The sequence below is a fragment of the Alicyclobacillus acidiphilus NBRC 100859 genome, assembly GCF_001544355.1.
Classification (GTDB): Bacteria; Bacillota; Bacilli; order Alicyclobacillales; family Alicyclobacillaceae; genus Alicyclobacillus; species Alicyclobacillus acidiphilus.
The window spans coordinates 1-16,599 of record NZ_BCQI01000070.1; the positions used below are offsets into that span (position 1 = coordinate 1).

The 16,599-nt window shown below is 55.5% G+C and carries 15 protein-coding genes; 13 read left to right on the forward strand and 2 right to left on the reverse strand.

The window, feature by feature from the left end; all coding sequences use genetic code 11:
* Positions 1-736 precede the first annotated feature (736 nt).
* The 11 genes from AAC01S_RS15965 to AAC01S_RS16015 all read left to right on the forward strand — a co-directional run bounded on the left by AAC01S_RS15965 (position 737) and on the right by AAC01S_RS16015 (position 12,081).
* Complete coding sequence (locus AAC01S_RS15965) at positions 737-1,654, forward strand: prepilin peptidase (RefSeq protein ID WP_067624714.1); 918 nt, start codon at positions 737-739, stop codon at positions 1,652-1,654.
* A 55-nt stretch (positions 1,655-1,709) separates the two neighbouring features.
* A complete protein-coding gene (locus AAC01S_RS15970; protein WP_067624717.1) occupies positions 1,710-2,753 on the forward strand; it encodes a type IV pilus twitching motility protein PilT in 1,044 nt (347 codons plus the stop codon).
* 30 nt (positions 2,754-2,783) lie between these two features.
* Positions 2,784-4,445, forward strand: a complete 1,662-nt coding sequence (locus AAC01S_RS15975; protein ID WP_067624720.1) for a GspE/PulE family protein — start codon at positions 2,784-2,786, stop codon at positions 4,443-4,445.
* A gap of 206 nt (positions 4,446-4,651) precedes the next feature.
* Positions 4,652-5,863: a type II secretion system F family protein gene (locus tag AAC01S_RS15980; RefSeq protein WP_067624723.1), complete on the forward strand. Its 1,212-nt coding sequence runs from the start codon at positions 4,652-4,654 to the stop codon at positions 5,861-5,863.
* Between the two features lie 142 nt (positions 5,864-6,005).
* Complete coding sequence (locus tag AAC01S_RS15985; protein WP_067624726.1) at positions 6,006-6,695, forward strand: prepilin-type N-terminal cleavage/methylation domain-containing protein; 690 nt, start codon at positions 6,006-6,008, stop codon at positions 6,693-6,695.
* A gap of 50 nt (positions 6,696-6,745) precedes the next feature.
* Positions 6,746-7,315 carry a type II secretion system protein gene (locus tag AAC01S_RS15990; protein ID WP_245630258.1) on the forward strand — a complete coding sequence of 190 codons (570 nt, stop codon included), beginning with the start codon at positions 6,746-6,748 and terminating at the stop codon, positions 7,313-7,315.
* Between the two features lie 2 nt (positions 7,316-7,317).
* The gene (locus AAC01S_RS15995; protein ID WP_067624732.1) at positions 7,318-8,064 is read left to right on the forward strand and encodes a type II secretion system protein; all 747 of its coding nucleotides are present in this window, start codon (positions 7,318-7,320) and stop codon (positions 8,062-8,064) included.
* Between the two features lie 5 nt (positions 8,065-8,069).
* On the forward strand, positions 8,070-9,707 hold the full coding sequence (locus AAC01S_RS16000; RefSeq protein WP_067624735.1) for an autotransporter outer membrane beta-barrel domain-containing protein: 1,638 nt from the start codon (positions 8,070-8,072) through the stop codon (positions 9,705-9,707).
* 17 nt (positions 9,708-9,724) lie between these two features.
* The gene (gene pilM / locus AAC01S_RS16005) at positions 9,725-10,804 is read left to right on the forward strand and encodes a type IV pilus biogenesis protein PilM (protein ID WP_067624738.1); all 1,080 of its coding nucleotides are present in this window, start codon (positions 9,725-9,727) and stop codon (positions 10,802-10,804) included.
* Positions 10,805-10,807: 3 nt separating this feature from the next.
* Positions 10,808-11,437, forward strand: a complete 630-nt coding sequence (locus AAC01S_RS16010) for a PilN domain-containing protein (protein WP_067624741.1) — start codon at positions 10,808-10,810, stop codon at positions 11,435-11,437.
* Complete coding sequence (locus tag AAC01S_RS16015) at positions 11,434-12,081, forward strand: hypothetical protein (RefSeq protein WP_067624744.1); 648 nt, start codon at positions 11,434-11,436, stop codon at positions 12,079-12,081. Before AAC01S_RS16010 ends, AAC01S_RS16015 begins: the two co-directional genes overlap by 4 nt.
* A gap of 208 nt (positions 12,082-12,289) precedes the next feature.
* Here AAC01S_RS16015 and AAC01S_RS16020 read toward each other — a convergent pair whose 3' ends face one another.
* Positions 12,290-13,894 (reverse strand): APC family permease, encoded by a 1,605-nt coding sequence (locus tag AAC01S_RS16020; RefSeq protein WP_067624747.1) that lies wholly within the window; start codon positions 13,892-13,894, stop codon positions 12,290-12,292.
* 217 nt (positions 13,895-14,111) lie between these two features.
* Between AAC01S_RS16020 and AAC01S_RS16025 the strand changes: the two genes are divergently transcribed.
* The gene (locus tag AAC01S_RS16025) at positions 14,112-14,552 is read left to right on the forward strand and encodes a hypothetical protein (RefSeq protein WP_157071233.1); all 441 of its coding nucleotides are present in this window, start codon (positions 14,112-14,114) and stop codon (positions 14,550-14,552) included.
* 852 nt (positions 14,553-15,404) lie between these two features.
* On the opposite strand, the gene AAC01S_RS16030 is transcribed toward AAC01S_RS16025, so the two are convergent.
* Entirely contained in the window at positions 15,405-15,965 is a 561-nt protein-coding gene (locus AAC01S_RS16030) for a methyltransferase family protein (protein WP_067624751.1), read from the reverse strand.
* Positions 15,966-16,048: 83 nt separating this feature from the next.
* Here AAC01S_RS16030 and AAC01S_RS16035 point away from each other — a divergent pair, with 83 nt between their 5' ends.
* The gene (locus AAC01S_RS16035; RefSeq protein WP_169794075.1) at positions 16,049-16,531 is read left to right on the forward strand and encodes a MarR family winged helix-turn-helix transcriptional regulator; all 483 of its coding nucleotides are present in this window, start codon (positions 16,049-16,051) and stop codon (positions 16,529-16,531) included.
* Positions 16,532-16,599 lie beyond the last annotated feature (68 nt).

Consider the following 16,599-nt stretch of genomic DNA (forward strand, 5'->3'; position numbering starts at 1 on the left):
GTCCGCCGCACCCGGTTCGATCGCGCCGAGCGGCCGGGCCCGGCTGCCAAGCTCCGATCGGCTCGTCGCGTGGGCCCGGTGCGCGGTACGCGGTGCGCCGGCGGGAAATAAGCGGCCGTGGGCCGCTTAAGTGTGTCGAATCGTCTCAAGGGTCCCGAATAAGCGGCCGTGGGCGGCTTAAGTGTGGTGTATCGGCCCGATCGCGCCTGCTGCAAGGCAAATAAGCGGCCACGGGCCGCCTATTTGCCGGGATCGAACCGAGTAGCGCGGAATAAGCGGCCACGGGCCGCTTAAATGGGCGCGGCGCCCACCGCCCACCGCCACCGCCTCCCTCCCTGCCACAATCCTCCTGCGCAAGCAATAAGTTGTCGTGCCACCATGTACCGATCCCGGAAGGAATTCGCTGCCGAATCTCTAATATGTCTATCGACGCGTGCGAATCGGCTCGACGCGTGGCGCATCAGGGTGCATCCGCTCGACGTTTGTCGCACCAGGTCGCACCTTGGCGCTTCAATCGCTTCAATCGCTTCAATCGCTTCAATCGCGTCAACCGCTCTAATCACTTCAGCTTGTTTTAGCTTGTTTTAGCTTGTTTTAGCTTGTTTTAGCTTGTTTTAGCTTGTTTCAGCTGTTTCAATCGCGCCGGATCGCATCCAACGGGTCGAAATCGCAGCCGCACAGGCTACACAAGCCGCACAGGCTACACGCGGTCCCCCTATCTCGACGACACATGGGGTTGTTTGAAATTTCGCAAATCCTGATTTCGCAAATCCTGGTATGGTTGCTTTTCGTGTATGGAACGGTGTTCGGATCGTTCATCAATGTTGTCGCATATCGCGTGCCGAGGAAGGAATCCGTTGTATTTCCGCGATCGCACTGTCCCACGTGTCAACACGCGTTGGCGCCGTATGAGTTGATCCCGGTGCTGTCGTGGATCGTGTTGGGCGGGAAGTGCAGGCATTGCAAGGCTCGGGTGTCGGTTCGGTATCCAATCATCGAGTTGGCGACAGGCGTGTTGTGGGCACTGTCCGCGAGTCGGCTGTCCGCCACTCATCTACCCGCCGCTCAACTGTCCGCCACTCCGTTCTCGGCCGCTCCGCCGTCCGTCGTGACTCAGCCGTCCGTCGTGACTCAGTCGTCTGGCCATGCGTGGGCTGCGGCCCCGCTGCTCGCTGGTTCGCTGTCGCTCGAGCAACTCGGCGTGTGGCTGCTGTTCTGGCTGTATCTGATGGCGGTGGTGGGGACGGATCTGACTGCTATGGTGGTGCCGAACATCCTGTCGTTGCCGGCGGCCTTGGTGTTTCTGCTTGGATCGGGATTCACAGGTGTGCAGTCTTGGCCGATGGCGATTGCCGGCATGGTGGTTGGGTACGGGATGATCTGGCTGATTCGGCTGATTTCGCGGGGGCGAATGGGGCTTGGCGACGCGAAGTTGTATTTGAGTATCGGCGCGATGCTTGGCCCGTGGCTGACCGTTGAGTCGTTCATTCTGGCCTGCGTGTTCGGGCTGATTGTCGGTGTTGGGCTGCGTTTGGCTGGCCGGTTGGGGCGACGGGAGTATTTTGCGTTTGTTCCGTATATTGCAATCGCGACCGTGGTTACCGCGTTCTACGGGCGGGCGCTGATTCAGATGTATATCCAGCACGTGCTGTAGGGTTGTCTGTTTCTTGGACAACCTGTGAGCCGAATGATGGGAGTGGCGATAGCCGATGAATGTGGACGATCTCTTCGTGAGAGCCCAGAGCCTTGGGGCGTCCGACCTGCATATTTCGGTCAATTCTCCGCCGGTGTACCGGGTGGATGGAGAACTGGTCTCCGAGGGGCAGCCGATGACGCCGGCTGATGTGGAGGAGATGGCGAAGGCCATCTTGACTGAGGCGCAGTGGGCGCAGTTTCAGGAGGCGGGCGAGATCGATCTCTCCTACAGCATCCATGGGGTGGGCCGCTATCGGGTGAACGTGTACAAGCAACGCGGATGCGTCAGCATCGCGGCGAGGATGGTGCCGAACACGGTGCCTTCCTGCGATGAGCTGGGGCTGTCGCCGACGATCCGCTCCTTTACGAACAAGCCGCATGGGCTGGTGCTGGTGACCGGGCCGACTGGAAGCGGGAAGTCGACGACGCTGGCGGCGCTGATCGATCTCATCAATCAAAATCAGCGAAAGCATATCATCACGCTGGAAGATCCGATTGAATATCTGCATAGACATCGGATGTCGGTCGTGGATCAGCGCGAGATCGGCCTTGACACAAGAGGCTTTGCCCCTGCCTTGCGCGCGGCGCTGCGCCAGGATCCGGACGTGATTCTGGTGGGCGAGATGCGCGACCTGGAGACGATTAGTACCGCGATCACGTCGGCGGAGACGGGGCATCTTGTGTTCGCGACATTGCATACGAGCGACGCGGTGCAGACGATTGATCGGATTATTGACGTGTTTCCTTCGGCGCAGCAGGCGCAAGTGCGGATTCAGTTGGCTTCCGTCCTTCAAGGGGTGATTTCCCAGCGCTTGCACAAAGCGGCGGTCGGCAAAGGCAGAGTGGCGGCGCGTGAAGTCTTGGTGAATACACCGGCGGTGGCGAACCTGATTCGAACGGGTAAAAATCATCAGATCCTATCCGTCATGCAGACGGGGCGGCAGTATGGAATGCAGACGATGGAAATGAGTCTGCGCGAATTGGTTCAACAGAAGAAGATCTCGGAATCGGCTCTGCTGCAGTGGCGCGGCGAGGTTGGAGAGCCGGTCTACAGTTGAGATGTTGACTCGGAAGGACGGGGGGATGGCATGGCACCGAAACGACTTGGCGAAATTTTGGTAGAGGTTGGATTGCTCACCGCCGATCAGCTCAATCAAGCGTTGACCATTCAGCAAGCGTCGCGCGAGCGGCTGGGCGACGTGCTCATCAACAAGGGCTATATCACGCAAAGTCAGTTGATTGAGGTGCTGGAGTTCCAGCTTGGCATTCCTCATGTTCAACTTTCGAGATATCGGATCGATCCGTCCATTCTGAAACTGGTCCCGGAACGGCTCGCGAAGGCCTATCAAGCGATTCCGTTTCGCAAAGAAGGGACGCGTCTTTACGTGGCGATGGTCGATCCGCTGGATTTCTACGCGATCGACGATCTTCGCATGAGCACGGGATTCAGCATCGAACCGGCCATCGCCTCCCGCGAAGACATTCAGACAGCCATCCGGCGCTATTACGAGTTGCAGGAGAGTGTGGACGCGGCCGTTCAGAGTGTTCCTGAGGTCGTGATCGAAGAGGATGTGAATCGGGAGGACGCCCCGGTCGTCCGCCTGTTGAACCAAATTCTGATGGCGGCTGTGTCGGCGCGGGCCAGTGACATCCACCTGGATCCGCAGTCTGACGGCTTGCGCATCCGTTATCGGGTCGATGGTTTTCTGCGCACGGAGCGCGTGTTGCCGAGGCACATGCAAAATGTGATCAACGCGCGCGTCAAAGTGCTGGCCAACCTGAACATCGCTGAACAGCGATTGCCGCAGGACGGGCGTTTTCAGTATCGCGAGGGGCTGCACGCCATCGATGTCCGCGTCTCCACGATGCCGACGGCGCACGGCGAGAAGGTCGTCATGCGGATTTTGGATTTGAACGCGGCCGTTCTCCACTTCGATCAACTCGGTTTCAGCCCGGAGAACCTGGCCAAATTCAAAGAAATGTTAAGCCGCCCGTACGGCGAAATTCTCATCACAGGCCCGACGGGATCGGGCAAGACGTCCACGCTCTACGCGGCCTTGCGCACCAAGGCGACGGAAGAAGTCAATGTGGTGACGATTGAAGACCCGATTGAGTACCAGATGGAAGGCGTCAATCAAATCCAGGTCCATCCGGCGATGGGGCTGACGTTCGCCCGAGGGCTGCGCGCGATCCTGCGCCAAGATCCGGACATTCTGATGATTGGCGAGATTCGCGACGAAGAGACGGCCGAGATTGCGTCGCGCGCGGCGGTGACGGGCCATTTGGTGTTTTCGACGCTGCACACGAACGATGCGCCGAGCGCCATTGGCCGCCTGATCGACATGGGCATTGAGCCGTACATGGTTGCGTCGGCACTCACCGGCGTGATCGGGCAACGCTTGGTTCGCCGCGTGTGTCCGAATTGCGCAGCCTCGTATACGCCGACGGCGCTCGAGACGCATTGGCTGACATCCCGTGGATTTCCCACCGATTCGCTCGTCGTCGGCAAGGGCTGCAGCATCTGCAACCACACGGGATACCTGGGGCGCCTCGCCATTCACGAGGTGTTCGTGATGGACGACGAGATCGCGCGGCTGGTGCTGGCGAAGGAGTCGAACCGGACCTTCCGGGAATACGCCATGGATCACGGCATGGTCACGATGCTCGACGACGGCCTACAAAAGGCGATCCGGCAGGAGACGACGATTCAAGAGGTCATGCGCGTGACGGCGCACGACGTCAGCGAGTAGCGCGTCGCGCATTTTTTATCGCGTTGGACTAAAATGCTACTATACTTCACTGATGAAATCATAGAAAATAGAATTGCGTCATAATGAATTATGGTATAGCGAAGTAACAAAGCAACCGACGCGATGAGGCGGTGCATTGGCCGCCATCGCAGTTCGGTTCAGCCTGGCAGACGTCAGATGAGCGGATGAGGGGTGACATACGGAGGGTGGCCATTTACACATATGATGCCATTGTTCGCCGGGGCCAGCGTCAACAGGGACGGGTCGAAGCAGAGCACCGGGATGATGCCATCCGGCAACTCTCGAAGATTGGCCTTCATGTTGTCGAGTTGCAAGAAGTAAAAAGCTCGATATGGACGAAGGAAATTTCGTTTACGCAGAGAACAGTTAAGCTGGTCGATTTCGTCGCATTTGCGCGGCAATTCGCCACATTGGTTCGCGCGGGTTTGCCTTTGGTCGACGCACTGCAGGTGCTCGTCGCGCAAACGCGCAGCAAACCGCTGCAAGCCGCCTTGTCCGACGTGGTTCAACGCGTGATTGAGGGCAATTCGCTCTCCGACAGCTTTTCCCACCACCCGCGCGTCTTTCCGTCGTTATTTGTGCACATGACGCATGCCGGAGAGGTCAGCGGTACGCTGGACGAGGTGCTTGAAAGCACGGCTACGTTGATTGAGAAACAATATCAAACGACGGAAAAGATCAAGTCGGCGATGATTTATCCAATATCCGTAGGCGTATTTTCCGTGTTGGTAACCGTGTTTTTGCTGGTCAAAGTCCTTCCGATGTTCGTCTCCGAGTTTCAACAAGAGAAGCTTACACTGCCTCTGCCGACGCGTATCGTCTTAGGTGTCTCACATTTTCTGACGCATCAATGGTATGTCTGCCCTGCGCTGCTCGTACTCGCAGTTGGCACGTGCCTGTGGATGGTTCGCAGTCCTCGCGCGCTTTATCTGAGAGACAAATGGCTCTTACGCGTGCCTGTATTTGGCTCCCTCCTCCAAAAGGACTCGGTCGCCCGTTTGTGTAGGACGTTGTCCTTGCTCTTTCGCAGTGCAGTTCCAACTTTGCAGGCAATGGGCATCACCGCCGATGTCGTGCAGAATCGCTACATAGCGAATACCTTGCGCGAGTCGAGAGAACAACTCCGAGCTGGCGAGTCGATGGTAGGTCCGTTCGAAGCAAGTGACGCATTCCCTCCGATGGTCACGCAGATGATCCACGTTGGCGAACGAACGGGTAACCTCGACGAAATGTTGTCGAAAGTTGCCGATTTTTACGAAGCCGAAGTGGCAACGATGGTGGATCGGCTCAAGCAACTCATGGAGCCTGTCATGATCGCAATCTTGGCGGTGGTCGTGGGCAGCATCGTCCTCGCCGCCATTCTGCCGATGTTTTCGCTCTATCAAGGATTGAATTGAGTTGGCAGGGAATGTTTCCTACCGAACGTAGAAGTGAACATGGCATCTCCCGGCCAATTGGCTGGTTTATGCATAGAAAAGAGCTGCAACAAAGGGTGGACGTGGAAAGCGTCCGAATCTTATGGACAGGGGACTGGGTATATTGGAAAAGCTATTGAAAAAGCTGCAAGTGTGGCTGGCAAGCAGAAAAAATGAAGAAGGCGTAACACTCATTGAACTGTTGGCGGTAGTTGTCATTATGTCGATCATCGCAGCTGTCGCGGTGCCCGTGGTCATTGGGCAGATTAACAATTCAAAGGTCAAAGCCGACGTATCTGATGAAGGCATCATCGTCGACGCAATCCAACGGGCGGAGTTTGACTATGAGTCGTCGAGCAGTGACGGCGGGTATATGTCGTTGAATTTGCCTAGCACAATTACTAGCTCCAACTCGAGCTATACCTACCAGGAAGGGACGCTGACAGATAACGGTACAAGCGGCACGAGCACCGACGTCACTGTCGAGGCTGGCACCACAGCGATACCTGCAAACGTCAGTGCATCCGATTCGACTCTCAATGCTGTGCTAACGAATGGCTTCGAGAAAAATGGAACCGGTGCCTACCTGGATTCAATTCCGACACCTCAAACGTCGTCTAGCTCGACCTGGACGATCATCGATTTGTCAGACGTTCAGCCTGCATCGGGAGGATCGCCGACATCACTGACTCTATCAGATTTCACTAATAATCTTCCGAAGAACGTTAACGCGGGAGAAGTCACCTCGTTCACCGTTCCTGATGCCAATGGTAACAGTGTGACCTACGCCATTTTCCCGACGCCGAATTCTTAATCGAACGTTTGAACTCATGCTCTCCGGGTGGCGATTGCTGCTTGGAGAGCGTGTTTACGCTTTGCTTTCTACCAGCCGAATTTGCGGACTTCTTTTATCACAGCGAAGGACTGAGCAGCATGCAACGCCTCATACGCGATTTTCGTCGTGCTCGCGCAGACTACCCACAATCGGACGAAAGTGGCTTCACGCTTATCGAAGTGTTGGCATCGATGGTGATTTTAGTGATTCTTGGCTCAGCTGTTTTTTTCGCTTTACAGAGGGCGCAAACAGATACGCTGGATAATGCTGAATATAATCAGGCCTTGGGTTTGGCTACGACCATTGCGGAGGAATTGCGGGACAACTATCCCTTTGTCGTGAAATACATGGAGGTTCCGATACCGGCAGACTCCCTTGGCGCTAACAGCTCCTCATCTGCATCCTCCGCCATCAATATTGTGGTTAGTTCTTCGACGCCGCCTGTCGCGACATCTTTCGGCCACTTCACGTGTTATGTCACTATCCCTAACAAGGATGCCTATGGCAATCCCAATTACTCTATTAAGGTCGTGGATCCCAATGGGCGAGCCGCTGTCGTGACCGTGGACGATCCGGCCATCTTGGGAGCAGGGGGTTGAGCATGGGAAGTGAGAAACGCGTCACAAACGAAAGCGGTGTTACACTGATCGAACTGTTGGCGGCGATCGTCATAAGCGGTATGATCGCGGGAATCCTGGTCACGATTCTCTGGTCCTCTGCTCTTCGCGCCAGTCGTCTGACGGGCTACAATGTCGCTCAGAGAAATGTCGTCGAGATCAACCACATGTTGACGGATGAACTGCACAAAGCGAGCTTCGTGCAAGTAGATCAAACGTCAGCCACGAACACTGAACTATGGCTCTACTCCGGCGGAACCTACTATCCCGGCTCCAGTACGACCAGTAGTACAAACGATTCGGAGTGGCTCTACAATACGTCGACTGTGGCGAGTTCTTCGTCCAATGCTTCATCCAATGTGAGCCTTAATTCGACCCAAGCGGAACTCGTCAACGCGACGCCTTTCGCGGAACTGATATTCACTCAAGGGCAAACAGGTTCATGGACGATCACGCTGTACAACGCACCCAACGCAAAGATCGGAAATCCGCAAGTAGGTTGTCCGAGTTCGCCGCTTGGCGTTGAGCAGTGGTCATCCAGCGACACCACGAACCAACTCGGCGTTGAATTTGAATTTCCTTCAGGCAGCACAAGTCCGACTTTAGCGAACATCAATTGTAGGTTTGTCAACAGCTTTGTCATTCGACTTTCAGAGACGTATCAATCTTCCACAGGGCAGCAAGCGACGTATTATCTGACGGCTGGCTACCATGACGGACTCTTACGGTGAAGCAAATGAAGCGTGACGTACGCGGCCAATTCGGAAACAGCACATCAGGTGGATATACGCTGTTATGGGTCCTGATGCTAGGCGTGGTCCTTGTCATGGTCGCGTCGACGGCGATTTATGCGGCGACTTATGGCTTAAATCACGCAACACGCCCGTTTCAGAGGGATACGCAGTTTGGTGCCACACAGGGCACTGTCGCGAGCGTCATCAATGAAATTGAATCATATACCAAGGGACTAACGGCAACAAATGCGGTACAGGCGGCAACTGACGGCCAGAAGATAGCGGCAGACATTCAATCCAAATTGAATGTCCAAGCTCAATACGTGGGTCCGCCCTTTTCCGATTCAAATGGGAACTTCTACGTCATCATTCAGGTGAAAGATCTGTCGAACACTGGGGGGAACTCTGGCGTGGCGCAACTGCGCGTGGAACTTCCATCGGGATCGTCATCCCCAACCACCCCCGTGACGCCCGAGCAAATTCCATATCCGCTGCCGCCAGCAGGGGGATCGTCGACGCAGAACGGAGTTACGTATATCGATGATGACAGTGCGAGTGATCAGTCAACGGTTGCCCCTGCTCCCAATTATTCGGGAGGCGGAAAATATGTGCTTGTTCAGGCCACTGGTCCGGACGGTGGGTATGGGCCTTACCAGGGCGGCACCCAGCCAGGCAGCTTGACGGTTCAGAGCGGCAATATGACCATCGGCGACAGTTCAGGCGATATGCTGGAATACGTGGCGTCCGGGGTCACCGTGAACAACGGTGACACGTTGACTGTGAACGGCAGCATGGTACTCCAAGGGAGCGGGCAGTTGGATGTGAATAGTGGCAAAGTCAACGTGCAAGGGGATGTCATTGCCAATACCATCACCATGAACTCTGGGACGACGCTTGACATCACAGGCCAATTGACATGCACCACGCTTAATTTGAACGGAAACGCACAAATCGTGGTGAATGGGAATGCCAGTGTCTCGGAGCAAAACGTACCAATCGATGGATCATTGACTGTTTTGCAAAATGCTGAATTCACCGGCGGCTTTACGGCGAACAGTGGTGGAACGATCACCATCGGCGGCGATATGACTTCCATCGGAATGGTTACAGTGGACAACAACACGACGCTTCATGTGAAGGGAAACGTCGCGATCGAATCCGACACAAACGCCCCGAACAACATCGACGGATTACTGATCAATGGAGGCACGTACCAAATCGATGGAAATCTCGAGGAAACGGGCCCCGTGACTGTGGATACGTCGAAAGCATTGACCGTCAATGGAGATGCGGAGTTCAGTTTGACAAGCGCTGAGGTGCAGGCTCACGATCACGGTATCCTGGTACAGGGCAACGGCACCGACATTCACATTTTGGGCAACATGTGCGTGGAGCAAGATATCTACTATCCCAGTTCGTCGGCGGTGGTAGAGGTAGACAAAACAGCGATGGTGAGGAGCGGTTTGGACGGAAACCTACCAGGGGGAAAGCAGTCCGACACCGACGGGACCGCGATCAGTTGCTTGATTGGCAGCAAGGGAACAGGCATCACATTTGAGGTTGGCACAACCCTGCCCTGCCCAACGAACATCACCACCAGTGGTGCCGGCAGCAGTGGCGGTTCCGTAACCGAGCAGTAGACGAGGGTGAGACAAGCATGGCAAAACGACCAAACGGCTCCATCGGCATTGATCTCAGCATGGATGGCATCCGTGTTGTGACGTTTGAACAGAAGAAGGATCTGCGCATCCGGCAACGGCAAGCGGCCGTATTGGCAACGAATACGTTTGCCGATGATCGGGAAGTCCATTGGCAAGTCATCGAACCTGTGTTGGCGGACGTACTGGCAAAGGCGAATATCAAGAAGGGTCGTGCGCATGTGGCAATCCCGGATCAATTTGCCGTTATCCGGGAGCTGAGCTTGCCCGATTTCTCCGACGAGGAACTGAGAAGCCTCATTCAGTTTGAATTGACCAATTCCATTCACGTGCCTTTTCAAGAGGTGGTTTTCGACTTCGTTCGTGTGCCGAAGAAGGATGCCGTGACGGAAAATCCGGATGAGGTGAACGTCATTCTCGTGGCTGCGGACAAGCTGCTGTGCGAACGGATCGTCAGCTTGCTGCACAAATTCCGCATACGGACCATGAGCATCGAACTCCGATCCTTAGCCGCACACCGCGTGCTCAAACGCGTCAGAGATCTGCCGGAGACGTTTTTGCTCGTGGAGACGACGGCAAGCGGAACGAGCATCCATGTGTTTCACGGGGATGTGCTGTATTTGACGCGCCAGGTGACGTTGTCTTTGCAGGATGCGGAAACCATGGAAGGCGGGGCGGGGGCAGGGCTTTTAGCGGGTTCGGACTGGCTGGTCAATCCCGATTCCCTTCCTCACATCACGGACGAGCAACAGACGTCGACCACTGTGGAGCAACTCCTTGCGGGGGCCTACGTTTCGAGAATCGCTGCGGAATTGGATCGCACAAGGAACTTCTTCCACTACACGTTGAATCGCCGTCAGGCGGAGTTCAGCGAGGTGGTCTTTGTGGGTGGTCGCAGTGTGACCCCCGAGGTCATGGAGGAACTGCGGAACCGTTTGGGCATGCCAGTGACGTCGCTCGCCTTTCAGGATATGATTGACAAGGGACTGTTCAAGGAACGGCGTGGCGCCTCCTGGCTTGGCGACGAACGTGCCGATGAATATGCAGTGGCCATTGGACTGGCCCTGCGCGAGGTGTAAAACGTGGACATTAACCTTCTTCCAAGCATGACGAAGCCAGCGAGGTCCAAGCGACTCAAAGGTCCCGTTCGGATATCTGGCCCCATATTGGCGACTTCGCTCAGCTTCTTGGTCGTCGTCCTCGTTGTGGCGGGATGCGGCGTTTGGCTATTGACGAAAACGCGCAATTTGCAGAATCAGTCGGACCAGTTGACCCAGCAACTTGCCACGTCGAGATCGACGGGATCGACAGGACAAAACGGCGAGGGCAATACGCTTGCTGATCAACTCACCGCCCAGGAGGCGCTCATCGTCCCTTGGTCGACGGTGATGCAGGATGTCGCCGCCAGCGTTGGCACAGTCGACGTCACGGTGGACTCCTTCAACGGATCCGGGACAACGTTGCAGCTTGCGGGCCGGAGCACCGGGATCGCGGCGATTTCTCAATTTACACAGTCTTTGAAGAAATATCCCTGGGTGGCGTCCATCCAACTACAGAGTATGAACGAATCGTCGACGGATGCCGGCGCAATCTTTCAGAGGTCCAGCCAATGGAAGGATGTTGGCGGCAAGACCATTCAAGTCGCTCCGCAGTACTCGTACGCCTATGATTTGGCTGTGACTCTGAGGACCGGAAGCGGTGATGGACAATGAATTTGAGGCGAATCAGCCGCAGGGAATCGATCATGATCGTGATCGTCTTTGCGCTTCTCATTTTAGCGGCAGCATACAACTTCTGGCTTCGTCCAGAATTCACCCAGATGCAGTCTCTGCAGCAACAGGTCAAGCAACTGCGCGAAGAAGCGACGGCAGAGGGCCAGGCGAATATGTCCGGCCAGCAGAAGACTACGGGCAGTTCGGCGGGGACGCAGGATTCTCATGACACGGCGGCTTCACGTTTACCAAGCTCGGTGGATCTGCCCAATCTACTTTCGACACTGGCCGCGTTGCAGGCTCAGACGCATGTGACGATCACGAACGTGCAACAATCGGGATCGACTGCGAGCGACTCGACGAACAGCACGCAGGCGGAGGGCGGAATGGCCGATCCCGCCGCCGACGAGGATGTGCTGGGAGGCGCGAGCACGCCGGCAGCGCCGCAGACCACGTCCGGGCAAACGGGCTTGCCGAGCCTCTCGCTGTCGCTGCAGATACAGGGCACGGCAGCGCAAGTGGAGCAGTTCCTCGCGGGTGTGCAACATGAGCCGCAGTTGATGGGTGTGAACAACTTGACATTGGGATCGACCGGGAAGACGGTGACGGCCAGCCTCCAGTTGAACGCGTATTATGCGCCTTGACGCTAGCGCAGGGGCTCGGCTGTAGATCGACCGTATCTCGGGCTACACTCGCCTGTATAAAGTAGAGAAGGGACCGCGCTGTCGCGTGATCCCTCGTTTCTTCCATCTGCTCTTCCATCTGCGGCTATTTTGCTCATTTGCGGCAACCTCGTTGTATCCCGCCACTCAAGCTCAAGCGCGCCGTTCCCTGTGGAACTGCTGCCGGCTATTAGGCAATTTCCTCGTCGGCAGCTTGGCTCTCGTTTTTCAGCGTGAGCAATTCATCCGTCACAATCCCGCTGTGGATACCCCAGTAATAAAAGATGAGGCTCACGACAGCCAGTACGATCACGTCGTAAGGATATTTGATGAGCTGGTGCGGAGCACCAAAGTTCTTGGCTCCGAAATAGGTCATCAAGAGCAGGACGATTAAGTACACAACCAGCCAAATGCCCGCTTTAATCGATTTCCAGCCATACGGCCTTGTATCTTCGGCGAAACTGGATGCGCCGTACGCGTACAGTACAACGCCGGCAAGCATGGCGATGAGGAGCACAGAATCAGTCTTCCATCCCGACCAGTAAATGATGAGCGTGGCCGCGATAAAACCAAGTGGCCCGACAATGTTCAAACCAGCCAACTTAAACGGCCGGTTCAAATCTGGGGCGGTCTTGCGCAGCGCGCCGGTGCTGATGGGGCCAATGATATAGACCAACACCGTTGCGGACGATACGATGCCAACCAACGAAGACCAAGACGGGAATGGCGCCAAAAACACATAGCCCACGATGATGGTCATGACCATCGCCCATACAGGGACCCCGGTCCTTGGGTGAACCCACGTGAATATCTTGGGGAAATACCGGTTTTTTGACATGGCGTAAATAATCCGGCCGGTCGAGGCAACGAAGACATTTCCCGTGCCTGACGGCGACCAGATGGCGTCAAGAAACAAAATGCTCGCCCAGCTTCCAAAACCGAGCGTTGCGACAAGGTTTGCAAATGGCGAACTGAAATTGATCCCTGACCATCCATGAACGAGCTGCGCTTTTGGCATGCTGACAATCCAAGCGAACTGCAGCGCAGCGTAGAGTACGATGCCGATCACCACGGACAGCACGACAGCCCGGGGCACATCCCGCTGCGGATTCTTCGCCTCGCCCGCCATATCCATGGCCTGCTCGAATCCCAAATACGCGTAAACGATGCCGCCGAGCGGAATGGCGGAAAAAATGGCAGAACTTCCGTCGGGAGCAAAGCCGCCCGCAGACGTGAAATTGCTCGGATGAAACGATGAAATCAACAGCAAAACGATGGTGACGACTGGAATCAGGATTTTTAAAGCCGTCCAGAACGTATTTGTTTTTGCAAAAACCATAACTCCGAAATAGTTCAAGAGGAAAAAGACGAGCATCAGAAGCGCCGCGACGATCAGGCCTTCATGCGTTAAAGCCCCCTTTGCGTAGAGGCCTGGAATGTAGTAGTTGGCAAATTGGACAGCAGACTCTGCTTCAATGGGCGGCGTGGAGGCGAATCCCAAAATCATGGCCCAGCCCATGATGTAACTGACAAACGTACCATGAGAGTATTGAGGATATCGAACCAGTGCGCCAGCTTCAGGGAAAATTCCGGATAATTCAGCAAAAGTAAGCGCCAGCAAAATCACGGCAATGCCGCCAATGACCCATGACAGCATGACGGCCGGTCCTGCCAGAGAAGCCCCCTGTAACGAGCCAAACAGCCAGCCGGAACCAATGATTCCACCCATCGAAACCATCAACAAATCCCAAAAATTCAGACCGCGTTTCAACCTCTGTTTGGAGTCGCCTTTCATCCATTCACCCTCTACCATTGAGTAAGTTACGGAACATGTAAGTATCATAAATAAATTTAACGAGTTGTAAATATATTTTGTCAATTAATCTGACATCGGATCACGTTGGCGTGATCCGTCGACATCTGGAACATGGCCCGATCTCGAACTCGATTTCGCGCCCGACGTGGTATAGTGGATGACGTGAACAAGAAGCGCGAGAAAAAGGATGGATTTTGTGAAACACACGATGTTGTTTTTTCATCTATTTGGACTTGCCATTTGGTTCGGATCGCTCATTGCTGTCGTGATCTGTGTGCTATCCCTTCGCAATCCCTCGATCTCGGCGGAGGCGAAGCAGATTCTGAATAAGTTCCAACTGCGATTCACCATCATCGGGAATGTCGGCGCGTTCATGCTGCTCATCAGCGGATTTGTCCTATTTACCATGAGCGGCCATCACGAAATTTGGGTCGACCTCATGGCCGGCATCGGCGGGGGCATGTGCGTCTTTTCGCTGATTGCGCTCACCGCGCAAAGCAACCTGTTGTCTGGCCGAGTGCGCAAAAACAATTTCGATCGCCTGCTGACAAGCCAAATCGGCCTGCTCAATTTCTCATCCTGGTTCGTCATGGTTGGCATCGTCATCGTTTTGCTGCTGGTCAGTTACAAGCCGTGATCGCAGCGATCACGGGGCGACGCGGCGCTGTGTGGGCCAGATACTCGCTGGTTGCCGCTTGCCGGTTGCCGGTTGCCGCTTGCCGCAAATAAGCGTCCCTGGGACGCTTATTTGTGTCGAATCGTCGGAGTTGCGACGAATAAGCGGCTCGGAGCCGCTTAAGTGGGCGAGATCGCTCCATTCCGGGGGCAGGGGAGGCAAATAAGCGGCCTTGGGCCGCCTATTTGCCTTCGCTCCGGCCGTTTCATCGAAATAAGCGTCCCTGGGACGCTTATTTGCCCGATCCCGCTCGCCCCCCGGCGCCCCCCACGGCCAGCGTTCTTCGCGATACCCCGTACCCAGGCCAACTGCCGTGAGCCTTCGCGATCGCGCCGCAATTCGCTGGCGATCCAGCCGTTCGATCCCAAGGCTCGCGGAGGGGGAGGCTGGGCGCCCGCCGCTTGCCGGTTGTCGGTTGCCGCAAATAAGCGTCCCTGGGACGCTTATTTGTGTCGAATCGTCGGAGTTGCGACGAATAAGCGGCTCGGAGCCGCTTAAGTGGGCGAGATCGCTCCATTTCGGGGGCAGGGGAGGCAAATAAACGGCCTTGGGCCGCCTATTTGCCTTCGTTCCGGCCGTTTCATCGAAATAAGCGTCCCTGGGACGCTTATTAGCCCGATCCCGCTCGCCAGCAGAACGGACCGCTGCCCAGCGGCGTGGAACAATGCATTGAAGGGTGCCGCAAGGTGCCTTTGTTCGCGTCCAAGGTGATGAACCGCCGATTCACAGGGCGGGTTCGCGGGTAAGAGCGGGTAAGGCGGCGTACGGGCGGGATCGTAAATAGGTGGGTTCATGGACGGGTGAATAGGTGGGTTAGAAGACGAACGGGATGATTCGCCATGTTCTTTCCTGATAGTGCCTATACGACTCTCCAAAGTGTGAAATAAGCGCCATCTCCTCAGTTTTGATTCTATAAGTGTAGGCGATGAAGAATACACTTGTGTTGAAGAGCACGGACAGCCAAGATCCTGTTGCGAGTCCGAACCCAACGAAGGTCACCAGTGTACCAAGGTAGCCAGGGTGGCGGATCCACCGATACCATCCGCTCTGAATCAACTTGTGTTCCGCTTGAATCCCCACACTCCGACTGTAATATCTGCCAAGCATCGAAATGGCGGAGTACCGGATCCAAACCCCGACAAGGGACATCAAGGTCCCCAAGTACAGAGTGCCCTGCCACAGTCGCCCAATGGGCCAGTATCCCAGGTGAGAGACAAACAACCAAATCAAAGTTGGGACAACGATCATCCACGCGAAGACGACGCCTATCAGAAAACTGGATCCGTGATTCATTTTCACTTCTTGAATGGGACGACGCCGAACAAGTTCAAGGCACAAATACAGGATGACCGGGAGAAACGCGATCGCGAACATGACAACACCTCGCTAAATACGTCGGATACGACACGTCGTTTGCGACGTATAGTGTAATGTGCTACCATCGGGACTGTCAAGCAATGCAAGCACGATGGGCGAGGTTGAATCAGGTGGCATCGGAAAAGGATGACGCGGTCTTCATTCGGCAGGTGATCAAGAGTCTGAGTAAGTTTATGGATCGGACATGGGAACTCGAAGCACAGAAAAGCGGACTGACCCGTGCGCAGGTCAATGTCTTTCAGGAGCTGTACCATTCTCCAGGGACTTCCTTAAAGGATTTAAGCGCAAAACTCGGAATGGCGCACAGTACGATATCCGGGATTATCGACAGGCTCGAAAAGAAAGGATATGTCGAACGTCGCGCAGATCCGGCTGACAAGCGATTTTCGCGATTGTACCTCACGGAAGCGGTCAACCAGTATGTGGACGACGAACTGCCGTCCTCGCTCGATGCGCCGTTGATCGCTGCTTTGCAACAAATGAGCGACGAGGAGCGAATGCGCGTCAGGGACGGCCTGCGAATCCTGCAAAGGACCCTGCTGTCGGAGGGGAGTTCCGAGTAAGGGGGAGCGCGGAGGGGGAGGCTGGGCGCCCGCCGGTTGTCGGTTGTCGGTTGTCGGTTGTCGGTTGT